Source organism: Acidicapsa borealis (genome assembly GCF_059115245.1).
In genome coordinates, this window is the sequence record NZ_JCACNY010000001.1 from 312,943 (window position 1) to 331,682 (window position 18,740).

15 protein-coding genes are annotated in these 18,740 nt (G+C 59.9%); 6 read left to right on the forward strand and 9 right to left on the reverse strand.

Annotation, left to right across the window (positions count from 1 at the left end):
- Positions 1–17: 17 nt before the first annotated feature.
- From AC5S27_RS01255 to AC5S27_RS01270, 4 genes are all read right to left on the reverse strand, one after another.
- On the reverse strand, positions 18–2,267 hold the full coding sequence (locus AC5S27_RS01255; protein ID WP_493932768.1) for a xanthine dehydrogenase family protein molybdopterin-binding subunit: 2,250 nt from the start codon (positions 2,265–2,267) through the stop codon (positions 18–20).
- The gene (locus AC5S27_RS01260) at positions 2,264–3,283 is read right to left on the reverse strand and encodes an FAD binding domain-containing protein (protein ID WP_493932769.1); all 1,020 of its coding nucleotides are present in this window, start codon (positions 3,281–3,283) and stop codon (positions 2,264–2,266) included. The genes AC5S27_RS01255 and AC5S27_RS01260 overlap by 4 nt, the downstream gene beginning before the upstream one ends.
- A complete protein-coding gene (locus tag AC5S27_RS01265) occupies positions 3,280–4,107 on the reverse strand; it encodes a (2Fe-2S)-binding protein (protein ID WP_493932770.1) in 828 nt (275 codons plus the stop codon). The genes AC5S27_RS01260 and AC5S27_RS01265 overlap by 4 nt, the downstream gene beginning before the upstream one ends.
- A gap of 324 nt (positions 4,108–4,431) precedes the next feature.
- Entirely contained in the window at positions 4,432–7,260 is a 2,829-nt protein-coding gene (locus AC5S27_RS01270) for a glycosyl hydrolase (RefSeq protein ID WP_493932771.1), read from the reverse strand.
- A 270-nt stretch (positions 7,261–7,530) separates the two neighbouring features.
- Here AC5S27_RS01270 and AC5S27_RS01275 point away from each other — a divergent pair, with 270 nt between their 5' ends.
- The 3 genes from AC5S27_RS01275 to AC5S27_RS01285 are packed head-to-tail and all read left to right on the forward strand — an operon-like array spanning position 7,531 to position 10,252.
- Positions 7,531–8,490: a tetratricopeptide repeat protein gene (locus AC5S27_RS01275; RefSeq protein ID WP_493932772.1), complete on the forward strand. Its 960-nt coding sequence runs from the start codon at positions 7,531–7,533 to the stop codon at positions 8,488–8,490.
- Between the two features lie 29 nt (positions 8,491–8,519).
- Positions 8,520–8,987 carry a cyclic pyranopterin monophosphate synthase MoaC gene (gene moaC, locus AC5S27_RS01280; protein ID WP_493932773.1) on the forward strand — a complete coding sequence of 156 codons (468 nt, stop codon included), beginning with the start codon at positions 8,520–8,522 and terminating at the stop codon, positions 8,985–8,987.
- A gap of 50 nt (positions 8,988–9,037) precedes the next feature.
- On the forward strand, positions 9,038–10,252 hold the full coding sequence (locus tag AC5S27_RS01285; RefSeq protein WP_493932774.1) for a glycoside hydrolase family 27 protein: 1,215 nt from the start codon (positions 9,038–9,040) through the stop codon (positions 10,250–10,252).
- A gap of 93 nt (positions 10,253–10,345) precedes the next feature.
- Here the strand turns inward: AC5S27_RS01285 and egtD are convergent, their stop codons facing one another.
- Both egtD and egtB read right to left on the reverse strand, forming a co-directional pair.
- Positions 10,346–11,479: an L-histidine N(alpha)-methyltransferase gene (egtD, locus tag AC5S27_RS01290; protein ID WP_493932775.1), complete on the reverse strand. Its 1,134-nt coding sequence runs from the start codon at positions 11,477–11,479 to the stop codon at positions 10,346–10,348.
- Positions 11,480–11,511: 32 nt separating this feature from the next.
- On the reverse strand, positions 11,512–12,780 hold the full coding sequence (gene egtB, locus AC5S27_RS01295) for an ergothioneine biosynthesis protein EgtB (RefSeq protein ID WP_493932776.1): 1,269 nt from the start codon (positions 12,778–12,780) through the stop codon (positions 11,512–11,514).
- Between the two features lie 149 nt (positions 12,781–12,929).
- Here egtB and AC5S27_RS01300 point away from each other — a divergent pair, with 149 nt between their 5' ends.
- Entirely contained in the window at positions 12,930–13,739 is an 810-nt protein-coding gene (locus AC5S27_RS01300; protein WP_493932777.1) for a DUF5666 domain-containing protein, read from the forward strand.
- 8 nt (positions 13,740–13,747) lie between these two features.
- Here AC5S27_RS01300 and AC5S27_RS01305 read toward each other — a convergent pair whose 3' ends face one another.
- From AC5S27_RS01305 to AC5S27_RS01315, 3 genes are all read right to left on the reverse strand, one after another.
- Entirely contained in the window at positions 13,748–15,073 is a 1,326-nt protein-coding gene (locus tag AC5S27_RS01305; RefSeq protein ID WP_493932778.1) for an EAL and HDOD domain-containing protein, read from the reverse strand.
- An 81-nt stretch (positions 15,074–15,154) separates the two neighbouring features.
- On the reverse strand, positions 15,155–15,904 hold the full coding sequence (gene fabG / locus AC5S27_RS01310) for a 3-oxoacyl-[acyl-carrier-protein] reductase (protein ID WP_493932779.1): 750 nt from the start codon (positions 15,902–15,904) through the stop codon (positions 15,155–15,157).
- Between the two features lie 31 nt (positions 15,905–15,935).
- Positions 15,936–16,751: a YqjF family protein gene (locus tag AC5S27_RS01315; protein ID WP_493932780.1), complete on the reverse strand. Its 816-nt coding sequence runs from the start codon at positions 16,749–16,751 to the stop codon at positions 15,936–15,938.
- Between the two features lie 172 nt (positions 16,752–16,923).
- Here AC5S27_RS01315 and AC5S27_RS01320 point away from each other — a divergent pair, with 172 nt between their 5' ends.
- Both AC5S27_RS01320 and AC5S27_RS01325 read left to right on the forward strand, forming a co-directional pair.
- Entirely contained in the window at positions 16,924–18,504 is a 1,581-nt protein-coding gene (locus AC5S27_RS01320) for an FAD-dependent thymidylate synthase (RefSeq protein ID WP_493932781.1), read from the forward strand.
- Positions 18,505–18,563: 59 nt separating this feature from the next.
- Positions 18,564–18,725 carry a hypothetical protein gene (locus AC5S27_RS01325; protein ID WP_493932782.1) on the forward strand — a complete coding sequence of 54 codons (162 nt, stop codon included), beginning with the start codon at positions 18,564–18,566 and terminating at the stop codon, positions 18,723–18,725.
- The last annotated feature ends 15 nt before the right edge of the window (positions 18,726–18,740 follow it).

Consider the following 18,740-nt stretch of genomic DNA (forward strand, 5'->3'; position numbering starts at 1 on the left):
GCTAGCGGCAACTGTGCTCAACTCAACAGCAGTTTGTCAGGAGTGATGGGATACTCTCGTACGCGTCTTCCCGTAGCGTTGTAGATTGCATTCGCAACAGCTGCAGCGGTTCCCGTAATACCAATCTCGCCGATCCCGCGCGAACCGATCGGATTGAACTTCAGATCAGGAATCCCGATCACGCTCACGTCCAGAACCCCCACATCGGCGTTCACCGGCACATGGTACTCGGCTAGACTCGCATTGACGATGCGGCCCGTGACACCATCCACGATTCCGTTCTCGTGCGTGGCAAAACTGATGCCCCATGTCATTCCACCCATCAACTGATTCAGGCCAGTCTTCTCATTCAGAAGCACGCCAATATCGTACACACCGACGATCCGCCGAACCTTGACCATCTTCGTGTAACGATCCACGGCAACCTCCGCAAAGACAGCTCCCCAGGACTGCGTGCTCATCGCATCCTTAGCTTCGCTCGGCTCCGCTTGCCCTTGCGCCTCCACCGGCTGGTTTTTGTTACGGGCAATCAGTTCGATAAGACCGTCCGACTTATCCGGCTGTGATTTCGACACAAGCTTTCCGTTCTTCACGTCGCAATCCGCCGTCTGCAAGCCGTGCAATGGCGAAGCATTATCGTTGATCGCGAGGTCAATCAGCTTCAGCTTCAACTGAGTCGTCGCATCCTGAATCGCAGGCAGCACCGAAGCAGACGATTGCGAGCCTCCCGAAACCGGCGCCTTAGGCAAGGTAGAATCACCCAACTTCACGTCAACCATCTGCGGATCGATCCCAAGCCCCGCCGCAGCCTGCTGCGCCATGATGGTATACATGCCAGTGCCAAGATCCTGGGTTCCGCTGCCCACAAACATCCGGCCTCCAGGCATGAGCCGGACAACTGCCATCGCTGCACTCCGATTTGCTGGGTACGTGGCAGTAGCCATGCCTTGGCCGATTAGCCACTTACCCTCCGAGCGTTGGCCCGGCGTAGTATTCCGTGTTGCCCATCCAAATTTCTCAGCCGCTTGGCTGTAACACTCCCGCAGATGCTTGCTCGACCAGGGACGCCCCTCATGGCTTGGGTCAGTCTCTGCGTAATTCTTCAGCCGAAGCTCCACCGGGTCCATCTTCAACTTCTCAGCCAGCTCATCCAGTGCGATCTCAAGCACCGCGGTACCGGGAGCCTCACCCGGAGCACGCATGAAAGTAGAAATGCCAAGATTTGCCTCAACAACCTTCGCCGTGACCGAACTGGCGCCGCTCTGATACAGGCTTTTCGCAGGTCCCTCAGCATGTTCAACGAAGTCTTCAAGTACCGAAGCGTTCATGACAACGTCATGCTGGATGCCCAGCAGCGTGCCATCCTGTTTCGCCGCTAGGCGAATGTGATTGATGGTCGATGGACGGCCGCCAACTGGACCAAACATCTGCTCGCGATCAAGCGACAACTTCACCGGCCGGTTCACCACCTTCGATGCCATGGCGCACAACGGAACGTGCGACCACATCGAGCCTTTCGAACCAAACCCACCGCCGACAAGCGGATCGATGACCCGCACGTTATCGACAGGTATATTCATCGCTTTGGCCAATGACATCTTGACGCCAGAGATATACTGTGTCGCGTCGTATACCGTAAGCTTGTCCTCCTGCCACCATGCGATGGTGGCGTGACTCTCCATCGGATTATGGAACTGGATGGGTGTGACATAAGTGTTGTCGATCGTGACAGCAGCCTCGGCGAACGCTGCATGGATATCTCCGCGATGATTGCCTGCAGGCCCCTTGCCGGGATTCTTCGGCCAGCGCGCTTCATCGAGGCGCTTCTCCCATTGCAGCTTTGCTGGCTGCGGTGTGTAGCTGATCTTCAGCAGAGCCGCAGCCGCCTTCGCTTCATTCAAACTCTTCCCAACGACAACAGCGATCGGCTGACCGTTGTAGGAAACATTCGCATCCTGTAGCAGAGTAAGATTGCGGCGTGCCGGTGGCTGCGGCGGTGCCTGGCTTAGCTTGGGAGCGTTGAATGGAGTAATCACCGTCAACACTCCGGGAGCCCTGCTAGCGGTCGTAATGTCGATCGACTTGACGCTGCCGCTCGGAATCGTCGCCTGCACGAGGAACGCATAGACCAGATCAGCTTTCGGAAAGGGATCGGAGAACTCAGCGGCATAGCGTGCCTTACCCGTCACCTTGGCGATGCCCTCGTAACGGTGGTCAAGTTGCGTCACCGGCTTGGGCAGTTCCTGCTCTTGAGTAAGTGCCATCATGCAACCTCCGAAGTGCCCTGCGCGGCAACCGTAAGAGCGCGTACGACGCCCTGTTTCGCCAGCTCGATCTTGAAGCGGTTGTGTTCGTAGCCACGCGCTCCGTGCAGCAGGATGTCAGCTGCGTGTGTAAAGGCCTCAGAGGTGGCTGTCTTGCCTACGAGCGCCTGCTCCGCCTCCGGAATACGCCATGGCTTGTGAGCAACTCCGCCCATAGCCAGACCAGCAGAACGAATGGTATTGCCATCCATCTCCAGCCCAGCGGCGACAGAGATCAGAGCGAATGCATAACTATTGCGGTCACGCGCCTTCAGATAAAAGGCGTTCTTCGCGAACCGGGCCGATGGCAGCGTCACTGCGGTGATCAATTCGCCTTCCCTTAGCGACGTGTCACGGCTTGGATCGCTGCCGGGCAGCCGATGAAACTCCGCGAACGGTATCGTTCGCTTACCGCCTCGCCCCTCCACCTCAACTTTGGCCTCCAAAGCAGCCAGAGCCACGCACATATCGGATGGATGCGTAGCGATGCACGTCTCTCCGCTATTGGTACCCTTGTCGGTTTGCCCCAGTATTGCGTGGATCCGGTTGTACCCTTCAAGTGCCGCGCATCCTGACCCAGGCTTGCGCTTGTTACAAGCTGTGAAAGCAACGTCAGTGAAGTAGTAGCAGCGCGTACGCTGCATCATGTTGCCGCCGGTGCTCGCCATGTTCCGCAACTGCGGCGATGCGCCACTCAGCAGTGCTTGCGAAAGGAGCGGGTAGCTCGTTCGCACCAGAGGGTGGTTCGCGAGATCGCTGTTGCGAACCATCGCCCCAATCGAAAGTCCCCCGGCTTCCGTTTGCCTGATTTCGGCAAGCGCAAGATGATTGATGTCTACCAGAGAAGCCGGCTGCTCCACCCGGTACTTCATCAGATCGACCAAATTCGTCCCGCCGGCAAGAAACTTGGCGCCGCGATTCCTGGCTGCCTCGAGCGCCTGTGCATTCGACGTAGCGCGACTATAGGTGAAGCTCTTCATGCCGACGCTCCTTTCGATGCAAAGCGAACAGCGGCGACGATGTTCGGGTAAGCTCCGCAGCGGCAGATGTTGCCGCTCATGCGCTCGCGAATCTCCTCATCAGTGAGTTCAGGCCGCTCGTTTTTCCCACTATGCCAGCTAACGATGGACAACTCGCCCTTCTGTTGCTCGGTAATGACTGCCGTAGCCGAGATGATCTGGCCGGGCGTGCAATACCCGCACTGGTATCCGTCATGCGTAAGGAACGCTGCCTGCACAGGACTGAGATCCTCGATCGTCTTCGGATTGGGAGTCTTCGCAAGACCTTCAATCGTAGTAATCGCAGCGCCTTCAGCAGCAAGCGCCAGCGTCAGGCAGCTATTGACCCGTCGTCCGTCGATCAAAACCGTGCATGCCCCGCACTGACCATGATCGCAACCCTTCTTGGTGCCAGTCAGGTCCACCTGCTCGCGGAGAGCATCGAGAAGCGAAGTACGGGGATCGAGGTGAAGCGCGAGCGTTTGGCCATTCACCCTCAGCGTGACCGACGTAGTCGGAATCGCCTCTTGCGCTTCGGCAAACGATGGCATCCCGACAGCAAGAGACGCGGCCAGAGCCGAAGATGCCTGAAGGAAGCGGCGGCGGCTGAGTTCCGTCAGCAACCCATGGCGTTCCAGAGCTTCAAGTTCCTGGGAATGCTCGACATCCGGCTCAGTCAGCCTGACGCTACACGGTGGTTCGCCGCTCCGGAACGCAAACCAGTCCGACATTACTTCATCCGACGGCTCATTGGACGCACCGGCCCTCGTCTTGTCAGGCGAAGCCTTGTCATTGGAATGTTTCATCAATCTCTCTCCGAAGAAGGGGCATTCGCCGCACGTGATCGAACACGCATGGCCATTTCGATGCCAAAATCCACAGCCGCGTTGTGAGCTCGGAGGTGTTTCCAGATCGCCTCGTTATCAGGAATGGTTTTGAAACAGCCACCTTCCGTGGGCCCACCGGCTGGAGTAGACGATGGTTTCGCTCTCTGCCTTCTAGCCCTCCGCCAACCCAATCGCCCGCGATATCAACGACGACTTGCCGCCGCCGTTTGCACGAACCCAAACTCATTGTGGACGAGTTCTATCCGAGCGGTAGCCATGTCTGGCTATGGCTCGCGTTTGCGCTTATTTGGTCAGGTCTGATGCCAACAGTTTGACTTCACCCAGAAGGCCTGAAGGCAATGGCTCGAGATGCTGCATGTCCTGCGGGGCGAAGAGGGTGCCGAAGCGGTCCCAGAGCAGACGGTAGCTGGGCATTGGCTGACCAGCCAGCTCGTTGATGGCGGTGTTGGCAACCTCTATGCGCAGGTTGTTCTTGCCGGGGTGCGTCAGCCGCGTGATCTCGATTCGGTAAGGCGGATGCCAGATGGATCCGGCAAGCTGGCCGTTGACATAGATGCGGGCCGCCTCGCGAATGGGGCTATCGAGGTAGGCGCGCATATTGTGAGGACCGGGCGGGGACGGCAGCGCCACCTTCGTTCCCGGGCCGAAGTCGAGCCATAGCTCCGAGTCTGACTTCTCCGCAGGTGCGTCGAAGCTCTTTTCGTAGGTTGCCACGCCTGAGAAGTAGCGGGTTCGGGCGTCGGTGGCCCACGAGGTGAGCGTGGCTATTGGCTGAGGTGTTCCGCCGAAGCGAATGGTCCATTGCGAGGACAGGTCGGCCAATTGCGTCTCGCGGTGTTTCGCTTGCGGTTGAGCTGCCGGGGCCTGGTCGGAGAAAAGAATCAGGCGTGACTCGTACGGAGTCAGGTTCAGTTCGATCTCTGTTGGGTTCGGAACGGGCAGGGTTTCGCCCGTCATTGCGTCCCAAAGTTCGGCGTGGCGGGCTATGTCGCGAAATTTTGCCATCGCGTGCTTGGTTTCGTTGCTGGTGTTGGCAACGAAATAGAGATCGCCTTGCGGCAGCTTGCGGTGGAGGAAGCCAATTGCTGGCGTTGCCGGAGTGAGCGTCATGTCTGGCTTCGCGTACTTTGCCAATGCATTACCAAGATCATCTTCGCTTGCGATGAAGTGTCCGGGGGCGTCTGTTTCCTGGAAGAGCTGGCGCGAGATCTCTTTGACCCGCGAGGAATCCTGATCCGCGTGGAGAAATCCGGGTGAAGTAGCTGGGGGTCGTCCTGTAGCGATGACAATGCCGCCTTTTCGGGCGAAGGCTGATATCTTCTCCAGCGTGGCGACGGGCAAGCGGTCAATCGAGGGCAGTATCAGCACCCGATAGGGAATGCCGACGGAGTCGATGGCGTCGGCGTCGATGAAGTCGAGATTGAAACCGGCGTCGAGAACTCTGGCAATAACTTTGTCGCCGAGGACTTTGCCCATCGACTCGTCGAGCGTGACGTTGGAGCCTGAAGTGTCGAAGCCAAGTGGCGAAGTTGGGGAGGCCTTAGGCTGTACTCCGGCTTTGAAAGACGCCCAGACATCATCGGTGGGCAACAACAGGGCTACGTCGTTGGCTGGCTGGCCCTGGCGCAATGCGAAGCTTACGCGCTGGAGATAGCGCGTCAGTTCCGGCATGACGATGAACCAGGGGTTGTGCGCATCAAGGGCGGCTGCGGCGTACATGCGCCAGCCGGGCTTGGGTTCGCCGGGAGGTGAATAGGGCCAGCCATGGCCGACGAGCTGGTTGATGCCCTGGAGGAAGTGCAGATCGGCTTCGGCTTTCAGGTCCAGCGGAGTGGCGCGGAAGGCGGGGGAGTGCAGCCATGTCCAGGTCTCCGACGAGACGACCGGGCGGTGAAAGAGATGCGCGGCGGAGGCTGCCCAACGTGTGTCGGAGAACTCGCGCCACATCTGGAAGACCGCCTTGCCTTCGCCTTCGGGCAGATCGGCGATGCGATTGCTGGAAAGCGAGACGGGCGGGAAGCCGTAGGTTTGCGAGCGCAGCAAGGTGTGATGGGCCGTTGCCCAGGATTGCATCGGGGCGAGGAAGTTTTCGTCGGCGAGCTCGGTCAAGGTGCGGCCCCAGTCGTGGCGGATGGCGGCGGTTTCCGGCGTAGCTTCACCGATGAGGGCGGGCAGGTGAGGGCGGAGGTCGTAGCCGCGGCGGCGTTCGAACTCGGATAGCAGCTTTGGTGTCCAGTCGGAGGCGTAGTCTTCCAGGCTGTCGCTGAAAACGGCGTAAGGCGGATGGTCGCCGAAGGCTGAGAGCAGCTTGTCGCCCACGGCGTGAAGATGATTTTCTGTTGCGGCGCGATCGTAATGGTCCAGGACGAAGCCGTCGGCGCCTATGGAAGGCCGTTTGACGACCATGCCTGTGCGGCTCGACAGGAAGCAGAGCAGTGTGCGTGCCTCAGGCGACGCCGCGAATTCTAGCCGGTGTGCTGTGATGTCCGTGAGTTGCGTTGCATGCGCGAGGTTCACCGAGGTAGCGCCGGTCCCGGGAGCCAGGAAGATCGCAAGCATCTCCTCACCCGTGTCCACAAAGGGAGCGAGCGCGGAGGTCGCTCCGGGAGCGACGGAGATGGATTCGACGCGGAGTTTACCGGCGGCTTCTGTGACCGGGATGTGCGGGCCGCCGAATGGCCAACCGCTTCCAAGGGTGATATCGAGGCGCAGGCCAAGACGCCGAGCTTCCTCATTGGCAAAGCCGAGTGCCTGCAGATGTTCGACGGACAGGAATGGTGTGTTGTGGAAACCTATGGCAGCGTCGTCGAGGGCCAGCGGGTAGAGATTGGCGATCTCGACGCCGCCGATGCCGGCGGCTTTCATCTGTTCGAGCTCGCGGGTGATCTCTGGCCTGGTTGCGGCAGGACCGAACCACCACCAGCGCATCATGATGCGCGCGTCGTCGGGAGGATTGGCAAATGCCTTGTGCAGCTGGTCAAGCCCAGCCTGCTCTCCAGCTTGCCCGCGGGCCCTGTCAGGGCCGAATCCAAGCGCCAAGGCGGTCACCGCGACAGCCATCGCGAGCCGGGAAGGGGAGTGCCAGATGGACAAGTGGGGCAGGCGCGGCATGGGCAGAATTTCCTCCTCAGACGGACGAGAAAACTTTACGCCGCCCCAGTGCAATGTTCAATAGAAGTAAAAATTCATAACGGAATCCATCTGGGATTGACTGAAATACGAAATACCGGCTTTTGAACCAGATTCGACACCAGTTATCCACGATTTTCTTCAAACTGTGCTTGTTAGAGCGCTCTTATCCACCGATAATCGCGGCATAATCGCCTCAGTCCCCAAGGGATTGAAGAGATTTCAATCCGGCCACAAGGGGTGGACATTATCGTGACCCGCTATAGCCGCCAGGATGTACTCAGGATTCTCCAGATTTCCCCCCGCCAGCTGGTTGGCTGGGAGCGTGCGGGACTGATTTCCGCTACGGTGGACTACGGCTTTGCGGAGCTATCCCAACTCAGGACGCTACGGGAGTTGCAGCACCTACGGATGAGCCCCAGGTCGATCCGTAATTCCGTTCAGGCGATGCAGGCTGTTTCCGGACTGAGCAATCCGCTGCTTGAACTTCCGTTTGTTCGCACGGGGACGCGGCTGGTATTTCGTCACTCCGGGGCCATGGTCGATCCCATTCGCCGCCAGCTCTTCTTTGATTTCGAGTTTGCAGGGGAACCGTGCACAAGAAGCAAGGCTGTGCCGGTTTCGATCCTGCCGCCGGCGCGCAATGCCGGGACTCGTGAGCGCACTCTGCAGGAGTTGTTTCTACAAGCGGTGCAGGCAGAAGAGCAGGGACGCAAGGCTGCTGCGATGGAGTTTTACGACCAGATACTGGAAATCGATCCTGTGTACACGGCCGCGCTGATCAACCTGGGCACGCTGAACTATCACCAAAAGCACTATGTGCAGGCAGAGGAACTCTACCGGCGCGCAACCCAGGCCGATCCATCGTATGTGCTGGCGTTCTTTGATCTGGGCAATGTACTGGATGAGCTGCAGCGGCCAAACGAATCCATCGAAGCCTACTCCCGGGCAATTTTATTGTCGCCTGGCTATGCAGACGCACACTACAACCTTGCACTCGCCTACGAGCGGAAAGGCGAACGCCGGCGCGCGCTGGCACACTGGCAGGTGTATGTCAGGCTGGATAAGGCTGGGCCGTGGGCGGATCACGCGCGCGGGCAGATTCGCAAGATCCTTAGCCGGGAGAAGCTTTCGATTGCCCATCGCACAGAGGCCTTTCGACCGCAGCCTCGCCGGCAGGCCTCAGAGCTCAGCATTGTATTGCCGGCTTAAGGAGCACCTTGTCAGATTCGGAAAAACCCATGCTGAGCCATTTTGACGAAACAGGTCGTGCGTCTATGGTGGATGTGAGCGGCAAAGCGCAGACGCGCCGGGAGGCGACGGCTTCGGTATTTGTGGAATTGTCGGCGGCTGTGCTCGCCGCGCTACCGCAAAATCCGAAGGGAAACCCCCTGGAGGTGGCTCGTTTCGCAGGCATTCAGGCGGCCAAGCAGACGTCGTCGCTGATCCCGATGTGCCACCCGCTTCCTCTGAGCTTTGTGGATGTTCGCGCGGAAATTGTTGCAACTGGCGTGGAGATTCACGCAACAGTAGCCACAACCGGCCCCACCGGTGTAGAAATGGAGGCGCTGACTGCAGCCTCCATCGCCGCGCTCACAATTTACGACATGACCAAGGCGCTGGATAAATCGATCGTCATCCGCAACCTGCAACTGGAGTCGAAAAGCGGGGGCAAGAGCGGGGACTACCACCGAGTTCAGAACTCCTGAAGATCCAACCAACGGGCTGACATACAGCCAAACCCTTACGAGGAAACCCGATGCGCCTCAAGTGTCAATTGCTTTCTACTGCTTTGGTAACGCTTACATTTGCCCTTCCTGCGATCTCTTCTGCGCAGCAAGTGGCCCTAACTCCGCCCATGGGCTGGAATAGCTGGAACTTCTTTGCCGAGCGCGTGACCGACAAGGACATTCGCGGCGCCGCCGACCAGATGGTCGCGACGGGCATGAAAGATGCCGGCTACATCTACGTCAATATCGACGACACCTGGGAAGGGGAGCGGGATGCGAGCGGTGTGCTCCACACCAACAGCAAGTTTCCCGACATGAAGGCGCTTGCCGACTACGTTCACTCGAAGGGCTTGAAGATCGGCATCTACTCCGGACCTGGAACGAAGACCTGCGGCGGCTTTGCTGGTTCGCTGGATCACGAGCAGCAGGACGCGGATATGTACGCGAGTTGGGGCTTCGACTACCTGAAGTACGACCTGTGCAGCTTCATTCCTGACGTCATGGAGAAGCAGGCTCCCAATGATAAGGCCGCGCAGATGAAGCTGATGATCGCTTCCTACGAGAAGATGGGCAAGGCTCTCAAGGCGGCGACGGCGAAGACTGGCCGCCCGATTGTCTTCTCGCTCTGCCAGTATGGCTGGGATTCGCCGTGGGAGTGGGCACCTGCGCTGGGCGGCAACCTGTGGCGGACAACCGGAGACGTGGAAGCCCGTTGGCAGAGCATCTATGACATTGCCAGCCAGCAGGCGGGACTCGAGACTTACTCGGGACCTGGTCACTGGAACGATCCTGACATGCTCGAAGTCGGTAACGGCAAGCTGAGCCTGGCTGAAAATCGCACGCACTTCAGCTGGTGGGCGATGTTTGCCGCGCCGCTGCTGGCAGGCAACGATCTGCCCAACATGAAGCCGGAGATCAAGGCCATCCTCACCAACAAGGACGTGATCGCCATCGACCAGGACAAGCTGGGCAAGCAGGCCAAGCGAGCTTATAGCGACGGAGAAGTTGAAGTCTGGACGCGTGAACTCTCTGGCGGAGCGATGGCGGTTGAAGTGGTTAACGTCGGCAGCGATCGCGTGGCGACGCATCCCTTCCACCTGAACCTGAGCCGCATCGGTCTGGGCGCAACGCAGTCGGGCAAGGATCTGTGGACGGGCAAGGAGATCGCTCTGAAGAACAATATGCCGATCGAGCTGGACTCGCATGATGTTCTGCTGGTCCGGATCGACAAGCCGAAGAAGTAAGTCGCCAAAAAGAAAGGCGGCCGTTGAACGGTCGCCTTTTTTAAAGAATGAGTGAGCCCCTTGCCGCGTTTCTGCGGCATGGGGCTTTCTTGTTTAGCCTTTGCGGCCGAGCATGACGCCGAACCAGGCTCCATCGCGATCTTTCATCGGTTTGGCTTCGCCGCCCGCCAGCCAATGTCGCTCGACGGGAAAACCGGCCAGCGCCATCATGCCGGCTATCTGTTCGGCGGTGTACTTGTAGCTATTTTCGGTGTGCAGGCGCTCGCCAGCGGCGAAGTTTACCTTCATCTCCAGCGCCTCGATCCAGATGGACTGCTCTTCACGGCTTTCGAGGTGCATTTCCATGCGGGAGTCAATCGGGTTCCAGACGGCGCGGTGGGCGAAGCTCCCGGGATCGAACTCAGCACCAAGATCGCGATTGAGGCGGACAAGCATGTTGCGATTGAAGGCGGCGGTCACTCCGGCGGCATCATCGTAGGCGGCTTTAAGTTCTTCAACACTCTTACAGCCCGCGGGCATGGGAGCGCCTTCGAGCATTTCCGGGTCGAGGGGAGCTAAATCCGCGCCGAGCAGGAGACAATCTCCGGGCTGCATGGTGGCGTTGATGCGGCGCAGGAGTTCGACAGCTGCTTCCGGCTCGAAGTTGCCGATGCTGGAGCCGATCCAGAGGAGCATCTGCCGTTCGCTTGCGTCCTGGCCGGGAATAGCCCAGCCTCGTGTGTAATCCGTTACAACCGGAACCGCGAGGACTTCGGGCAATTCTGATTCGATACGTTCGCAGGCGGCGGCGAGGGCTGTCTCTGAGACATCGACGGGCAGGTATTCCACGGTGCCTTGGTGGGCAATGACGGCTGACAACAGGGTACGGGTTTTGTCCGCGGACCCGGCGCCGAGCTCGACCAAACGCAGGCGTTCGCCATCGGCGGCTGCGGCGATCATTTCGCCGGCGTGAGCGGCAAGCAGGCTGCGTTCTAGCCGGGTGAGGTAATACTCGGGTAGTGCGGTGATCTGGTCGAAGAGAAGCGATCCGGCTTCATCGTAAAAGAGCCAAGGAGGCAGCTGCTTGGGAGAGCGTGTCAGGCCCTCAAGGACGATGTCTCTAAGAACTGGATCGCAGGATGGTGGGGCCTGGAATGCGGTTTCACGAACCAGGTCCGGATAGGGGAAGGTTGCACTTGCGATCACATGCGCACGAGAGGCGGCGAGGTCTGACAGAACGGTTGCCATAGGTACTTTGGATGCCTCAATTCTGATTGCTGTTACGATGACGCGAGCCGGATTCCTGAAAACTGCCAGCGTGTTTCCGGGGGAAAGAAGTTCCGGTAGCTGGCGCGAATATGGCCCTGTGGTGTGATGCAGGATCCGCCTCGGAGAACCATCTGGCCGCTCATAAATTTGCCGTTATACTCACCCAGCGACCCGGCCAGGGGAGCAAATCCGGGGTAGCCGAGGTAAGCGCTGCCTGTCCACTCCCAGCAGTCGCCGAAGAGCTGTGCCGGGACGCCAGCCGGGCCAACTGCGGGGACCGTCTCGAGGTTACCCGTGTCGAGCAAATTTCCCTCCACCGGAAAAACAGACGCAACGGACTCCCATTCCGCTTCCGTGGGAAGCCGGCAGCCCGCCCAATGGGCGTAGGCGCAGGCCTCAAAGTAGCTGACATGCGCTACAGGCGAGGTGGCGATCTGGGAAAGAGTACGCTTCCCGCGCAGCGTGCCGATGACCCATTCGCCGTCGACTTTGGCCCAGTAGAGCGGGGCTTGCCATTTCTGAGACTTGATTGTGTCCCAACCGGCGGAAAGCCACAGCTCGGGACGTTCGTACCCCCGATCGGCGATGAACTCGGCGTATTCGCCGCATGTAACCAGCCGCGATGCCAGGCGGAACGGTTCCAGCCAGACACGGTGCCGGGGCCGTTCGTTGTCGAAGCCAAATCTCTCGTCCCTGTCCTGTCCGATATCGACAAGTCCGCCTTCGTATTTCAGGAAGCGGAGAGGCGCTGGGTCTTTCGCGGTGGGGATCAGCTCGCCTTCGAGGTACGCGGGCTGGAGCGGGTTGGTGTACAGGGCGTGCTTGATGTCGGTGAGGAGAAGTTCCTGGTGCTGTTCCTCGTGATGCAGGCCTAGCTCGATGCGGACGAGAGCTTCCTCCGGGGCGTCACCTTCCAGCAGGCGCTCAATCGCCGCGTCTACGTGCTCGCGGAAGTTGAGGATCGCGTCAATTCCCGGGCGGGAGAAAGAGGCTCTCAGGCGTTTATCGGGGAATTCCGCGAAGGTCTGGTAGTAGCTGTTAAAGAGCCAGGCAAAGTCCGGATGGAAGACGGAATATCCAGGGAGGAATTCGCGAAGTACGAACGATTCAAAGAACCAGGAGGTGTGGGCGATATGCCATTTAACGGGCGACGCCTCGGGGCAGGACTGTACCATCATGTCTTCCGGGGTGAGCGGTCTACAAAGCTGGAGACTGCGTTGCCGGACCGCCTTGTACTTCTCGCGCAGCCCGATGCTGCTCGCGATCGCTGAAGTTGCCATACTTGAACTCCCGATTCCGTCTGCATCTTAAACCTGACGGGCTTATCCGACCACCCATAACAGGAACTGTAGCTTTTGATGCAATCTGGCCGTCTATGCACATAGGAGATTCGGAGGATCGGATGAGAGGCATTTTTTTTGCAGGAATCTTGGCGGCAGTCGCAGCGGGATCCATGCTCGGACAATCGCAGCAACCCGTTGGAACGCAGCAGCCCGATCAGAATGGGAGTTCGGGATTGGGTTCCGGGTCGGGACCCGGCCCGCGGCGCGGGATGCGCGGTGGCGGAATGGGTGGAGATTTCCCTGCCGGCGCGCGCGGAGTGCTCGGTTCGGTGACCGAAGTGACGGCGGAACACTACACGATCAAGACGGACTCCGGCGAAAGCTATACGGTTCACTACAGCGCGAATACGCGGATCATGAAACAGCCCGCAGGTGGTGGGCGGCGATTCGGCGCGAACGGAGCTGCAGGGCAGGGTAACCGCGGAGCTGCACGAAGTGGGGCCGATGACGCGGACGGTGGCGGCCAGATACAGCAACCGCAACCGTTGAAGCCAACGGATATCAAGGTTGGCGACTTCATTACCGCAGGCGGTGAAATGGACACGGCCGCGAAGTCGATTGGCGCCATCTTCATCATGCAGGTGGACGCGGAGCGCGCAAAGCAGATGCGCGAGATGCAAGCCAACTATGGCAAGACGTGGCTTGCCGGGCGCATCACGGCGATCGACGGTACACGTATCACGATCGAGGGCATGGTGGACCATGCGCCGCATGCTATCGAGGTCGATGAGGACACCTCATTCCGGCAGCGCCGCGATGCAATCACGCTGGCCGACATCAAGCCGGGGCAGCAGCTTCGCGCGGAGGGTGCGGTGAAGGAGGGCGTATTTCGCGCGACCACGGTGGTAGCGATGAATCCCCAGAATCGGGATCAGGCGGCACCCAAGCCGAACTGAATGCGCGCTCACGTGGCCACACTTACATTCGCCTCCGCCCATTGGACTGCGGAGGTATAGAACTCCGGAAATCTGTCTCCGCCCAGGTGTGCTGATTGCAGCAGGGCATCGCAGCGCTCCCATTGGCCGAGCTCGTACTTTTCCAGCCAGCCCAGAACGGCCCGTTCCGTGTTTTCTTCCCCCAGCAAGGCCTCCCGTACGGCGGCCCGCAGCGGCATTGCGTCGGCGATTTTATCCATGGTCACGCCCATCATGGCCGGGAGCAGGCTGAGAATGCCGAGTAGGTACTGCTCGGTCGGATCCTGGCCGCTTACGGCAGCAGCCAGCTCGCAAAAGCGCGCGCGGAGGAACGCCATGCGCAGCAGCTCCGATGGGCTGTCGCGCTTGAGCTCGCTCGCGATGGCGAGCATCGCAATCCGGCGGAACATCTCGTCGCCGATATGCACCAGCGCGGAATGAATGGAACTGATCACCTTGGTGGTGCCGTACATGGGCGAGTTGACCATGCGCAGCAGGCGATAGGTGAGGGAAGCGTCGCGTTTGACCAGGTTGCTCACACGCCTGGTATCGAGTGGTTCTTCGTGCAGTGCGCTCAGCATCTCGAGGTGTACGAGCTGATTGGCGGGAATGGCGCGATTCTCCATCAGCACAGGGCGGCAGAAGTAGTAGCCCTGAAAGAGCGAGAAGCCCTCGCGACGCGCCATTTCCAGGTCGGTCTGCGTTTCCACGCGTTCCGCAACCAGCTTCGCGCGGGAGTCATTCAGCTGCGCGATCAGGCCGCGCCTCTGTTCCGGGGTGGTCTGTTCTAGATCAATTTTGACGTAGTCTGCGAGGTCGACAAATCCTCGCCAGGCCGGAGACCAGGCGAAATCGTCCAGGGCGATGCGGTACCCGCGAGCCTTATATTCCTGGCAGGCGGCGAGCAACTCGGCAGTTGGTTTGAGTGTTTCGAGCAGCTCCAGCACCGTCTGATCGGGTGGGAGCACCAGGACGAGGCGATCCACCAGTGCTTCCCGCGTGCAGTTGACGAAGACAGGCATTCCCCCGGTCAGTCGCTCCAGGCCGAAGATAACGGTGTGATCGAGCACCGCTCGGGTGGCCGCGTCGCCGTCACCGCTGAAGGCGGTCGTTGGCCCGGCGCGAAAGAGCAGTTCGTAACCATGTACGGCGCCGCGGGCATCCAAGATCGGCTGCCGGGCTACGTACCGAAGGCCCGCGGAGAGCACACGATGCGGCGAGGCAGGACCGGCTGCCTCCGAGGCATGCTTCCCCTCACCGGCCAGCCAGCCTGGAGGATTTGGCTTCTCCGAGACATTCTGGAATATTGCCGCCATCCGCACCGCCCGTTTTTAGGACTATCGGCGGCGGCGCTGATTCCATCAGTCACGTTATCTGCCTCACGTTATGCGTCTCAGTTAACCGCCCATGAACATGCCGCCGTTTACGTCGAGAACGTGGCCAGTGACATACCCTGCGCCTTCGGAAGCCAGATAGAGCACGGCGGAGGCGATATCCGCGTCAGTGCCCGCGCGGCCGAGTGGAATCGTGGCCATCATGGCTGCCGTCTGAGCTTCATTGAGGACAGCGGTCATCGGAGTTTCAATGTACCCGGGAGCCACGGCATTCACCGTGATGCCGCGCGAGGCCACTTCGCGGGCGAGCGAGCGCGTCATGCCGATCATGCCCGCCTTGGTGGCGGCGTAGTTCACCTGGCCGGCCTGCCCGGTGCGGCCCACCACGCTGGAAATATTGATGATGCGGCCCCAGCGGTTCTTGAGCATCGCGGAGAGAACCGCCTGGGTCAGCAGGAACGCCCCGGTAAGGTTAGTTGAGAGCACATCGTCCCAGTCGGCGCGCTTCATGCGGAGGACCAGGCCGTCGCGCGTAATGCCGGCGTTGTTGACCAGGATCTCGACTTTGCCGAAGCGCGCGAGGATCTCCTTCGCACCGGCCTTGATCGACGCTTCATCGGCTACATCGAGCGCAAAGGCCGCGGCCGTGCCACCGGCAGCTTCAATTTCTGCCTGAACTTCGGCCAGCTTGGCTTCGTTGCGCGCCGCCAGGGCAACCGTCGCGCCAGCTTTTGCCAGGGCCAGGGCACACGCCCGGCCAATTCCCTGTGATGCGCCGGTAACCAGCGCAATGCGTCCTGATGATTCACTCATTTCTATTTCTTTCTTCCTTGGCAATTGAAGTTTATGCGGAGGCCGCTACCGGCCCCACCTGTAGCCCGGCAGCTTGCACCAATTCGGTGGGCCAGATGTAAACAGCCAGATTGCGGGAGTAATGTAGCAGCGGTTTGGTGTCGGGCAGAGTGAGGCCTACGTTGGAGGCCAGGTCGTTTTCTTCGATCTCGGCTTCGGCGTCTTCGAGCGGCCATGGCATGTGGTGGATGTTCGCTCGTTGCAGCCGGCCAAGGGCATCGCGTGTGAAAAGGCAGTAGCGCTCCGTCAGGAAGTACTCGATGGTGCCGGGGCGGCTTTGAACTAGCTTGCGTGTCGGGCCAAGACCCCGATAGCGGGCCACGAACCTGACCGGCTTTGGGCTGAGCAGCCGGCGGCTGAAATAGGAGAATTCTCTTTCGCCGCCCGTGCCCGTTTTCACTGGCTTGATGCTCATCTGCGCCCAGTAGTAAGGCAAATGGAAGAGCGTGCGTGCGCCAATGACGGCCAACAAGCTGGAGGCATCCAGCGAGAGGAAGTAGACGCCGGGAGTGCCGGTGAGCACGTCGCGGACGTAGGTGCGCAAATTCAGCTCAGGAAATTTGCGGACACCGGGAATCGGGGGCACTCCGCGGACTCGAATCTTGTCCATACAGAACGGGACGACACCGATCCAGGCCGACCCGTCGAAGACATCGACTTCAACTCCATCCGGCAGCAAGGGCTCGATCTCGGCGACACGGATCGGCCAGTGCGCGAAGAGCAAGTCGTTCCAATGCTGCGACATGGCCCAGCGGCGCTCCGGCAATGGCCAGGGGCGGTGCGATGTCTTTTCGAGAATTTCGCGCATCGTCGTTTCCAAAGACGCACTGCCGATACATCGGGCGTCCTCTGACATGCTAGACGAACCGGACGGGTATGCGTAACGCCTGAGTCCGCTGGAAGGCAAAATCCTGCATTTTGGCGCGCGGCCTGTGGATCGGCATCAAGGCCCATGCCGTATTCTGGTCGCCAGAGATCACATGTTGACCAACCTCCCCAGCACGCCCGCACACGCTCAAAACCAGACCGAAGTCTTCGCCGTTCATGGGGCTGACCCTGAGGTTTTGGCCTATGCCATGGCCAAGTATTCCCGTTCCTCCTTGTCGATGCGGCAGTCCCTTCGGGAGCTGAACGCGCAACGCGCCGAGCAGTTCCTGAACACGTTTTACTTCCAGTATGGTCACCGTTCGATCGCCGATCTCGCCCACGTCGCCTTCGCGATTGAGCGGCTGTCGCTCTTGGCAGCGATTGTGCTGGTGGACGAACAGCGGTGGGATGGGCAGGAGCGCTCTACTCGCTATCAGAACTTTCAAAAATCGGGCTGGTATCTGCCGAACTTTGGCGAAGCGGAGGCGGAGAGGCGGCTCTACACCAGGACGGTGGAAGACCTGTTCAGCGCGTATTCCAGCACTTCGGCTGCGGTCTTCGAGGCTCTGAAGGAACGTGTCGCAAGACCCGACGAGATGAAGCAGGACGCCTACGAGCGAACGCTGAAGGCCCGTGCCTTCGACGTTGCTCGCTACCTGCTGCCGCTGGCCACGAACACTTCGCTGGGCCAGATTGTGAACGCCAGAACGCTCGAAACGCAGGTCTCGCGGCTGCTCTCGCATCCGACCGCGGAGATTCGCGACCTGGGCGAAAAGCTGAAAGAGTCCGCAACCGGACCTGCGTTCAATCTCTACGCCGAAGATTTTCTTGCACTGTACGAAAAAATTGCCGAAGTGAGCCCAGGGCTGGGCACCGAGTACGAGCGGTTGCTGACGCGGCAGGTTTCAGCCTCGCCCACACTGGTTAAGTACGCGACACCCAATCCGTACGCCCAGCAGACGCAGGCAGATCTTACACAGGCTGCGGCAGAGCTGCTTGGAGGGGCGTCCATCGCAGCCGCTCCAGTGGTCGATTTGGTGGAGCGCACTGAGTCGCTCGAAGTGGAACTGGCGGCAACGTTGCTGTACTCGGCCAGCCACTACTCTTATCGGCAGATTCGAGACATTGTCGCCGCCCTTCCCGAAGCGCGCGTGGCTGAGTATATCGAGTTGGGCCTACGCCACCGCGGACGTCATGACGAAGCTTTGCGTGCCTTCCACGCCGGAGCAGCGCTGCGCTTCGACATCCTGATGGATATCGGCGGATTCCGCGACATGCACCGGCATCGCCGCTGCACACAGATCATTCAGGACTTCACCTGGCTGCACGGCTACGACACGCCTGAGTCCGGCGATGCGGCCGGTCTGGCTGAGGCGGGCATTCTGCCGCAATACCAGGCGCAGGTCGAGGCGGCCTTTGCCGCAAGCCGCGTGATCGCCGCGAGCAACGCTCCCGAGGCAGTACAAACAGCGCAGTATTTGCTGCCGCTGGCCACACGCATTCGTTCGCTCTTCAAGATGGACTTTGCCGAAGCGCAGTACATCTCCGAGCTGCGCAGCGGCCCTGCTGGGCACTTCAGCTATCGCAATGTGGCCTGGGAGATGCACAAGGCTCTGGAGCGGCAGCACCCGTCGCTGGCTAAATACCTGCGCACCACCGACTACACGCAACCCATCGATATTCTCAAGCGCTGACCTAAGACGCGGACGATTTGCCAGGCTGGGGTATGCTGTCTCCAACTCCGGAGAACTTCATGCCCAAGTCCTGCTGGCAAACCGTGATTCTTTCTCTCGTATTCCTTCCCGTCGCTTTGAGTTCCCAAACGCAGTGGAAAGTCGCTGGCGGCTTCTCCACGGACTGGGCGAACCTCAAGGTTGATGTGCAGCAGCTGGCTCCGAATACGTATCTGCTGTAAGGCTCGGGCGGCAAT